The organism is Cryobacterium sp. TMT2-15-1, assembly GCF_004402345.1.
GTDB classification, from domain to species: domain Bacteria; phylum Actinomycetota; class Actinomycetes; order Actinomycetales; family Microbacteriaceae; genus Cryobacterium; species Cryobacterium sandaracinum.
On record NZ_SOGD01000031.1, the window covers coordinates 1 to 9,205 of the forward strand.

The 9,205-nt window shown below is 68.2% G+C and carries 10 protein-coding genes and 1 pseudogene; 5 read left to right on the forward strand and 6 right to left on the reverse strand.

The annotated features are described in order from the left end of the window. The 5 genes and pseudogenes from E3O62_RS16555 to E3O62_RS08285 form a co-directional block, all read left to right on the forward strand. Window positions 1-406 (forward strand): annotated as a pseudogene (locus tag E3O62_RS16555) (hypothetical protein); the annotation flags it as partial. A 156-nt stretch (window positions 407-562) separates the two neighbouring features. After that, a complete protein-coding gene (locus E3O62_RS08270) occupies window positions 563-2,686 on the forward strand; it encodes an APC family permease (protein WP_134398171.1) in 2,124 nt (707 codons plus the stop codon). A 3-nt stretch (window positions 2,687-2,689) separates the two neighbouring features. Further along, on the forward strand, window positions 2,690-3,106 hold the full coding sequence (locus tag E3O62_RS08275) for a CrcB family protein (RefSeq protein WP_134398173.1): 417 nt from the start codon (window positions 2,690-2,692) through the stop codon (window positions 3,104-3,106). Then, entirely contained in the window at window positions 3,103-3,471 is a 369-nt protein-coding gene (gene crcB, locus E3O62_RS16560) for a fluoride efflux transporter CrcB (protein WP_166784668.1), read from the forward strand. Before E3O62_RS08275 ends, crcB begins: the two co-directional genes overlap by 4 nt. Window positions 3,472-3,642: 171 nt before the next feature. After that, on the forward strand, window positions 3,643-3,900 hold the full coding sequence (locus tag E3O62_RS08285) for a DUF3073 domain-containing protein (protein WP_134395215.1): 258 nt from the start codon (window positions 3,643-3,645) through the stop codon (window positions 3,898-3,900). A gap of 135 nt (window positions 3,901-4,035) precedes the next feature. Here E3O62_RS08285 and purM read toward each other — a convergent pair whose 3' ends face one another. From purM to E3O62_RS08315, 6 genes are all read right to left on the reverse strand, one after another. After that, on the reverse strand, window positions 4,036-5,139 hold the full coding sequence (gene purM, locus E3O62_RS08290; RefSeq protein ID WP_134398176.1) for a phosphoribosylformylglycinamidine cyclo-ligase: 1,104 nt from the start codon (window positions 5,137-5,139) through the stop codon (window positions 4,036-4,038). Continuing rightward, window positions 5,136-6,743, reverse strand: a complete 1,608-nt coding sequence (gene purF, locus E3O62_RS08295) for an amidophosphoribosyltransferase (RefSeq protein ID WP_166786446.1) — start codon at window positions 6,741-6,743, stop codon at window positions 5,136-5,138. The genes purM and purF overlap by 4 nt, the downstream gene beginning before the upstream one ends. A gap of 117 nt (window positions 6,744-6,860) precedes the next feature. Next, a complete protein-coding gene (locus E3O62_RS16735) occupies window positions 6,861-7,259 on the reverse strand; it encodes a hypothetical protein (protein ID WP_174720124.1) in 399 nt (132 codons plus the stop codon). A 212-nt stretch (window positions 7,260-7,471) separates the two neighbouring features. Beyond that, window positions 7,472-7,924, reverse strand: coding sequence for a MarR family winged helix-turn-helix transcriptional regulator (locus tag E3O62_RS08305; RefSeq protein ID WP_134395217.1), 453 nt, complete (start codon window positions 7,922-7,924; stop codon window positions 7,472-7,474). Continuing rightward, window positions 7,921-8,553, reverse strand: a complete 633-nt coding sequence (locus tag E3O62_RS08310; protein WP_134398178.1) for an NAD(P)-dependent oxidoreductase — start codon at window positions 8,551-8,553, stop codon at window positions 7,921-7,923. Before E3O62_RS08310 ends, E3O62_RS08305 begins: the two co-directional genes overlap by 4 nt. Before the next feature lie 118 nt (window positions 8,554-8,671). Next, the gene (locus E3O62_RS08315; protein ID WP_134395219.1) at window positions 8,672-9,031 is read right to left on the reverse strand and encodes a sterol carrier family protein; all 360 of its coding nucleotides are present in this window, start codon (window positions 9,029-9,031) and stop codon (window positions 8,672-8,674) included. Window positions 9,032-9,205: the final 174 nt, after the last annotated feature.

Here is a 9,205-nt window from a genome sequence, read left to right on the forward strand (position 1 = left end):
GGCCGGGGCCGCCGCCGGCGCGGCAGCCGGGGCCGCGGCCGGGGCCCGAGCCGGTGCGGCAGCCGCATCAGCGTCAGCCTCGGCCGGAGCGGGATGGCAGACCGGCGCAGCGGGATCGGCAGCGAGCGGCAGCACATCGGGAACCACATTCGACGGAACAGGTGCCCGCGCCGGAACCGTCGAAGGCGATCCGGGATCCACCGCAGCCGCGGCGCCCGACCCACGTCTCGAGTCCAACCGGGCGCTGCATGAGGCCGATTTGGTGCTGAACGAGTTCCGCCAGCAGCTGCGCGCGGACCTGCGCCAGGCTGCCACACGGTCCGGCGTGCCGACCACGCTCGTGCCGGAACTGCGGGCTCGCCTGGTCGAGGTGCGCGCGGACATCCTCGCCGCCCTGCACCGGTAGCGCGGCCGCCGGCCCGGAGCGGTGCACCAGCACCCCCCACAGAACACCCTCGCCCGCCGCGCGGGTGTTCTGTGAGCGGGCGCGCCCGACACGCCCGCACGTCGGCCGACTCCCCTGGATTTGACAGAGGATTCCAAGGGAGTAGTGTCGTCCCTCGTGACTCCAGAGGGAACCCCCCAGGCACCAGAAACACGTTCACCGAAAAGGTGGATCATCGGCGACCCGCTCTCGACCGAAAAGCTCGACGGCCAGTTGCTGCCCAAGCACCTCGCCCTCCCCATCTTCGCGAGCGACCCGCTGTCGAGCGTCGCGTACGCGCCACAAGAGCTCCTGATGATCCTGACGCTCGGTGGGCTGGCCTTTCTCAGCTTCGCGCCCTGGGTCGCGGCGTGCGTCGTGCTACTGCTCGTCGTGGTCGTCGCGTCGTACCGCCAGCTGATCAAGGCCTACCCGTCCGGCGGCGGGGACTACGAGGTCGCCCACAAGAATCTCGGCGAGAAGGCCGGCCTCGTCGTCGCGTCCGCCCTGCTCGTCGACTACGTGATGACCGTGGTCGTGTCGGTGGCCAGTGGCGTGGACAACATCATCTCCGCGCTGCCGGGCCTCGCGCCGTTCCGGGTGGAGTTCGCGGTCTTCTTCGTGATCCTGCTCGCGGCGGTCAACCTGCGCGGCGTGCACGAGTCGAGCAAGGCTTTCGCCTTCCCCACCTACCTGTTCATCGCCAGCGTGCTGCTGATGGTCGTCGTGGGCCTCGCCCGGGTCGCCCTCGGCGATACCCCGATGGCCGAGTCGGCGAACTACGACGTAGAGGCCCAGAGCCTGGCCCAGTCGGCGTTCATCCTGCTACTGTTGCGCTCCTTCGCGAGTGGGTGCAGCGCGCTCACCGGCGTCGAGGCGATCGCCAACGGGGTGCCCGCGTTCAAGCATCCGAAGGTCAAGAACGCCCAGCGCACCCTGGTGCTCATGGGCGGCATCGCCATCACGCTCTTCATCGGCCTGACCGCGCTCGCCCTGTTCTCGAAGGTGCACTACGCGGAGAATCCCTGCGACCTGATCGGCTGGGAGGAGTGTGCGACTTCCCCGCAGCGCAGCCTGATCGCCCAGATCGCGGCGGCCACCTTCGGCAACAACTCGATCATGTTCTTCGTGCTGCAGGCCGCGACCGCGGCGGTGCTGCTGCTGGCCGCCAACACGGCGTTCAACGGCTTCCCGCTGCTCGGCTCCGTACTCGCCAAAGACTCCTACGCCCCGAAATCGCTCAGCACCCGCGGCGACCGCCTGATCTACTCCAACGGTGTGCTGCTGCTGGCCCTCTTCGCCTGCATCATCCTGGTCATCTACCAGGCCAACCTGACCGTGCTGATCCAGCTCTACATCATCGGCGTCTTCGTCTCCTTCACACTCGGGCAGACGGGCATGGTGCGGCACTGGCTGACCCTGCTGAAGACGAACCCGCCGAACCGGGCATCCATCATCGCGAGCCTCTCGATCAACGGCTTCGGCGCGCTGCTCACCGGCGTGGTGCTGATCGTGGTCACCATCACCAAGTTCACCCACGGCGCCTGGCTCGTTTTCGTTTTGATGCCTGTGCTGTTCACCCTCATGCTCGGCGTCAACCGGTACTACCGCGACGTCGCCAAGGAAATCGAAGTGGATGCCGACACCACCTTCGGCTCGTCGGGCGACCACGCGATCGTGCTGGTCGGCAAGATGCAGAAGCCCGTGCTCAAGGCGTTGGACTACGCGATCGCCGCCCGCCACGAGAGCATCGAGGCCGTACACATCTCCGTCGACGTCGACGAGACCAAAGCGCTCAAACGCGCCTGGGTGCAGCAGAACATTCAGGTGCCGTTGCGCATCGTGCAGTCGCCCTACCGGGATATCAGCTGGCCTCTGATCAGCTACATCAAGGACCGGCGCGAGGACCACGGCTCCGAGGTCGTAACCGTGTACACCCCGATCTACATCGTGGGCCACTGGTGGGAGGGTCTGCTGCACAACCACAAGGCCCGGCGGCTGCGCCAGAAGCTCATGCTCGTGCACGGCGTCACCATTGCCCTGGTGCCGTGGCTGCTCGACTCCTCCGAGCTCATCTACGGCCGGCGCTCCCGACCCGTGCCCGGCCAGGACCGCCGCGGCGAGCCCGTGCGCCCCCGCCCGATCCCGCGCCGCCCGCTCGCTCCGGCGACGAAGGACATCCCGATCCGGCCCACGCCGGTCGTCGGCACGGTTCCGCCGAATTCGCGGCCGTCCGCCGCGCGGCGCCGCAAGAGGAAGTAACGGATGCGCCTTGCTCCCGCCGTCTTTCTCGGCGGTATGGTCGGCACGGGCCTCCGACTCGGCATCGACCAGGCTCTCCCGCACACCGACACCAACTTCCCGGCGAGCACGCTGATCGCCAACACGATCGGCGCGTTCATCCTCGGCTGGCTGGTGGCCGGCCTGTGGACCCGCCCGGGCCTGCCGGCCTGGGTCAAGGCCGCCCTCGGCACGGGCGTCCTCGGGTCGTTCACGACCTACTCCGCCGTCATGGTGTCCTTGGTCGCGCTCGGCGCGGCCGGATTCCCGGCTCTCGGCTGGCTCTACCTGGCGGCGACTCTTCTGCTGGGGTTCGGGGCCGCGGCCCTCGGTCTGCAGCTGGGGGCGCAGCTTCGGCACCGCGTGTTGCCGGACACTCCGGATGCCGGGAGTACTCTGTGAGCACCTGGCTGGTCCTCGGCGTCCTCGTCACCGGTGGCGCGGCGGCGGTCATCCGCTACTTCGTCTCGCGCGCCCTCCCCGTCGGCCCCGGGCGGCTGCCGCTCGGCGTGTTGATCGTGAACGTGGCCGGATCATTGATCGGCGGTGTGGTGCTCGGTCTCTCCGAGCGTGCCGCGGTATCCGCCGACGTGCAACTGATCCTGTTGACCGGGTTCTGCGGCGGCCTGACCACGTTCAGCACCTGGAGCGTCGAGACCGTCGAACTGACGCTCACCGGGCGTCGGCGAGCGGGCATTGTCAACCTGATCGGCACTCTCCTGCTCGGGTTCCTGGTCTGTGGTTCGGGCTACCTTCTCTCCCGCTGAGGTACAGTGAAGGAACGCTGATTGTGAACGTGCTCGGCGAACCGCTGCTTAGGATTTGCATCCGCGGCCCGTTCGGCCCGCCATGCTAAACTGACGGCTAGTTTTCACCATATTCGGCAACTCCCGGGAGACGTTTCTCTCACCCGGCCTGGCATCGTTAGGGGGTCTCGCATGGGGCGCGGCCGTCAAAAAGCAAAGCACACCAAGGTTGCCCGCGAGCTGAAGTACTTCAGCCCGGACACCAACTACAACGCGCTTGAGCGCGAGCTCACCGGGCATCCGGCCACCGACCCGCGCCTCGACGAGGACCTGGCGAAGTGGCCGGAGTACGAGGCCGGCAAGCCCGGCAAAGACGCAGACACCGACGACGAAGCCGACGACCAGTACGTCGACCACTACGCCACCGAAGACGAGCAAAAGCGCGCCTGACGCTCGGCTCGGCTAGTTGTGCTCCCCCGCGGCCCTGTGCCTCAGCGGGTGCGCGCAAATGGCCGCCATCGTTTCACCGATGGCGGCCATTTGCGCGCACCCGCCGCCCGGCGGGGCGCCCCGCCGGGCGCCTTGCTAGAGCGCGTAACCGCCGACCAGGCGCACGGCGCCGCCGTTCACGCCCTTGGCACCCTGCGCAAAGCCCGCGAGATCGTGCGGGGCGGTCGACACGCGGCCCGCCACCCAGGCCGGCACTCCCTCGGTGGCGAGGCGGGCGATGACGGATGACGCCGATTCGGCCGCGACGACGGCGAACATGCCGACACCCAGGTTCCAGGTGCCCTCCGAGCTCTCGAGCGAGGAGCCGGCGAGTTCACTGAGCACCCGGAAGACCGGGGACGGCGACCAGGTCGACCGGTCGACCTCCACCCAGGCGCCGACCGGGAGCACGCGGGCGAGGTTCGCCGCGATGCCGCCGCCGGTGACGTGGCTGAGCGAGTGCACGACGCCGGCGAGCTCCGGGTCGGAGAGCACGCCGAGCAGCGGCCCGGTGTAGAGCCGCGTCGGCTCGAGCAGGACCTCGCCGACCACACCGCCGAAAGCGGCGGACGTGTCGGTGTAGCCGATGCCGCGGTTGGCGAGGATGTGCCGCACGAGCGAGTAACCGTTGGAGTGCAGCCCGGAAGAGGCCAGCGCCACGACGACGTCGCCGTGGCGGACCTTCTCCGCGCCGAGCACCTGGTCGGCTTCCACCACGCCGGTGGCGGCGCCGGCCACGTCGTAGTCGTCCACGCCGAGGAGGCCGGGGTGCTCGGCGGTCTCGCCGCCGACGAGTGCGGTGCCGGTGGCGGCGCAGGCGCGGGCGATGCCCGCGACGATGTCCGCGATCCGCTCGGGGACGACCTTGCCGCAGGCGATGTAGTCGGTCATGAAGAGCGGGCGGGCCCCGACGACGACGATGTCGTCGACGACCATGCCCACAAGGTCCTGGCCGATCGTGTCGTGCTTGTCGATGGCCTGGGCGATCGCGACCTTGGTGCCGACGCCATCCGTTGACGTGGCCAGCAGCGGGCGCGTGTAGCCGGTGAGGAAGGAGACGTCGTAGAGGCCGGCAAAACCGCCGAACCCGCCGAGCACCTCGGGACCGTGCGTGTTCGACACGGCCTCCTTCATCAGGGAGACGGCGAGGTCGCCGGCCGTGGTGTCCACTCCGGCCGCCGCATAGGATGCGTTGCTCATTCTTGTCTTCCTGGGTCGCCGATCGGGGACTTACCCTGTTTGACCAGGGATTCTTCGCGCAGTGCTTCCTGGCGCAGTGAGGTGGGGGCGAGCAGAGGCTCGAATTCCGAGTCGGGGCCCGGGTCGCATCCGTTCGAGGCGGCGGCCGGACGTTCCAGCAGGTTCTTGCCCAGGTGTGCCGAGTCGGGCAGCGGGATCGGATAGACCCCGGTGAAGCAAGCCGTGCACAGGCGTTCGGGCGGCTGCTCGGTGGCGGCGATCATTCCCTCCGGTGAGAGGTAGCCGAGCGAGTCGGCGCCGATAGCCTGGCGCACCTCGTCGACGCCGAGGCCGGTCGCGATCAGTTCCGCGCGGGAGGCGAAGTCGATGCCGTAGAAGCAGGGCCAGGTGATCGGCGGGCTCGAGATGCGCACGTGCACCTCGGCGGCACCGGCCTCCCGCAGCATGCTGACCAGGGCACGCTGGGTGTTGCCGCGCACGATCGAGTCGTCGACGACGATCAACCGTTTGCCCTTGATCACGGCCTTGAGCGGGTTGAGCTTGAGCTTGATTCCCCGCTGGCGGATGGTCTCCGACGGCTGGATGAAGGTGCGCCCCACATAGGAGTTCTTCACCAGACCTTGGCCGAACGGAATTCCGGATGCCTGCGCGTACCCGATCGCGGCCGGCGTGCCGGACTCGGGGGTCGGGATGACGAGGTCGGCCTCGACGGGGTACTCCTGGGCGAGGCGACGGCCCATCTCGACCCGCGCCTCGTGCACGCCGCGGCCGGCGATCGTGGTGTCGGGCCGGGCCAGGTAGACGTACTCGAACACGCAGCCGGCGGGCTTCGCTTCGGCGAAGCGCTGCGTGCGCAGGCCGTCCTCGTCGATGGTGATGAGCTCTCCCGGCTCGACCTCGCGCACGAAGCTGGCGCCCACGATGTCGAGGGCGGCGGTTTCGGATGCGACGACCCAACCACGCTCGAGGCGGCCGAGCACCAGCGGGCGCACCCCCTGCGGGTCGCGCGCGGCGTAGAGGGTGGTCTCGTCCATGAAGACGAGGCAGAAAGCGCCGCGCAGACGCGGCAGAATCTCGAGCGCCGTGGCTTCGAGGGTGTGGTCGAGATCGCCGGTGAAGAGGGCGGTGATCACCGCGGTGTCGGTGGTGTTGCCGCGGGCCAGCTCACCCTCCACCTTCGGGTAGCGTTCGTGCACGAGCTGGAGGAGCTCGGCCGTGTTGGTGAGGTTGCCGTTGTGGCCGAGGGCGACCGTGCCGCCCGAGGTGCGGCCCAGGGTGGGCTGGGCGTTCTGCCAGCTGGACGACCCGGTGGTCGAGTAGCGGGTGTGCCCGACGGCGATGTGGCCGATCAGTGTGCTCAGCGCGGCCTCGTTGAAGACCTGGGAAACCAGGCCCATGTCCTTATAGATCAGGATCTTCGAGCCGTCACTCGTGGCGATCCCGGCCGATTCCTGGCCCCGGTGCTGCAGGGCATAGAGGCCGAAATAGCTGAGCTTGGCCACCTCTTCACCGGGAGCCCAGACGCCGAAAACGCCGCAGGCATCCTGCGGCCCCTTCTCGCCGGGGAGTAGATCATGGCTTAAAAGTCCGTCGCCGCCAGCCAAATCGGTGCCTCTTCTACTATCAGTGCTCGGGGGAAATGTGTGCTGAGAGTTGTGGGGTGACCGGGAGCTTCTCCGTCTCGGTCCGGTGAGCCGTGTTGTAGGGACGGGCGGGTTGAGCTAGTCCCGATCAGAATTCGACGAGTCCGATACGGCATCCGGAGACTCGGAATCGCTCGGACCGACAGCTGTCATTCTATCGACGACGACCGTCTTCCCGCGGCGGGAGATGACACGGTCGATGATGATGGCGACGACGGCACCCAGGGCGACGCCCAGCGTGAGAAACGCGAGCAACAGGAATCCGAAGACCTGGGTAGCCCCGAACTCGGCATTCTCGGGAAACACGACCGTGAGAACCAGGGCCGCGATAGCACCGATCAGGGCGCCGAGGAGCATGAAATTGAAGAAGCGCGGCGAGCGCCGCACGGTGACGGTGGACTTGTCGACGATCGATTCGCCCGCACTCTCACCGGCGCCGGAATCGGACTGCTGCTCGGGCTGTTGGTCTGAGATCACGCGTTCATTCTCGCACGCCAGACCGGTACTGCGGCTGTGCGTTGGCTCTGCCCGGCGGATGCCAGCCTGCCCGGATGAACGGGAGTGCGGTACTCGGGAGCGCGAACATGGACCTCGTCGTGCGGCAGCCGCCGCAGCCGCCGCGGCCGGTGGACGATCCACCACGGCCGAGCCGACCGTCCCGGTCGCGCCTGTCAGGGTGACCACACCCCTCAGGATCCCGTGACCTGTGCGAGCAGTCCAGCGAGTTCGGTCAGAGCGTCATCGGTCAGCGTGTCGAACCATGGTGCGGAGCGTTCTATCGCGAGAGTTTCAAACGCCTCGACCTGGGAACGCGCGGATCCGGTGAGTCTGAGGAGCCGCACCCGTCCGTCCTGGTCGGATGCGAACTGCTCGACCAAGTCATGCTCGCGCAATTGGTCGACGAGTTGGGTGATGGCCCCCGGTGTGACGTGCAACAGTGCGGCAAGCCGGCCGGGAGTGACAGAGTCCTGCGCGTGAGCGAGGACGAAGAGGACATCCAGCTGGGTGCGGGTGAGGACCGTGCTGCCGAACGGAGTCGATCGCGGGCTCGCGATCGACCGCGACAGACGAACGACCGCCGCCAGGACCTCCCCCATCTGCCTGGACCGGTGCGAGGTGAGCAGGTGCGCCGATTGTGTCATGCGCTGATAAACGGCATCTGCCCGATGAAGGTGCGATCCTCCACCTGGGTGAGGATGAAGTCCGCGAGATCATCTCGACTGATCTGGGTGCTCGCATCAACGCCCACCCATCCCACCCGGTAGGTTCCAGCACCCGGCTTCTCGGTCAAGCGCGGACCACGAACGACCGTCCACTCCAACCCGGACGCCTCGAGCACCCGGAGGTGCTGCTCCGCATCGGCGAGAACATGCCCGGACAGGGTCTTCAGCAAGAACCTGATAACGCGGTCTGCTGGCCCGGGCCGGTCCAGTGGAGCGGATAGCCCGCCGCCCGACAGGGTGACGATCCGCTTCACTTCGTGCCGCCCCATGGCGTCCACGATGAGCTGGGTGCCCTCGGCCTGCAGCGTCGGCGGCGACCCCTTAACCTGCCCGAACAGGCTGAGCACGGCGTCTGACCCCGCCACCGTCTGATCCACGGCATCCGCGTCCAACACATCACCGCGAATAATCGTCAGAGCCGGGGACGTGGTGACGAGCCTGGCCGGATCACGCACCAGAGCCCGCACCTCGTATTCCGCGGCAAGAGCGAGCGTCAGAACGCGATGACCGGTCTTACCGGTCGCACCGAACACAGCAATAACTGTCATAGGAATTAGTTTAGTCACTAAATGTTGTGATCGGACGATGCTGCCACCGCACCACAACGACGGGGAAGGTTCACGAGGGAGGAAGGGGGAGTCGCGTCCGAGCCGGAGGTGGGAGGCGTCAGAGAAGCGGCAGGTGCCCGACCAGGTCGGCGCGCTGACCGGAGGCGGCGATGCGACCGGATGCGATGCCATCAGCCCACGAGAGCGTTCCGGTCGCGAGGGCGAGCCAGGTGGGGGCATCCGTCTCAACGACGTTCGGCGGTGTGCCGCGGGTGTGGCGCGGACCGGCGATGCACTGCACGGCCCCGAACGGCGGCACGCGAACCTCGAGTGTGTTGCCGGTGGCCTTCTCGGCGAGCAGCTGCAGCGTGTACCGCACCGCCAGGGCACGGATGTCCCGGCTCGCCTCACCCTGCTGCGCCGCGTATTCGCGCACCGCCGCGCGCCCCACGCCGTCGTCAATCCTCGCTCGTGCCACGCCACCAGTCTGCCTCCTCTCTGCGGTCCGTGCCGGCCGCCCGCTCCTTGCGCCGCCAGCCCACCGCGCGCGCATGCTGCGCCGCTGCGCGCCTGGCACACCATGCGCGTATCGGCGCAGCACGAGCGCAGCGCTCTTGCGCCAGCGCCCGGTGCCCGCCGCCTGCCGCCCGCC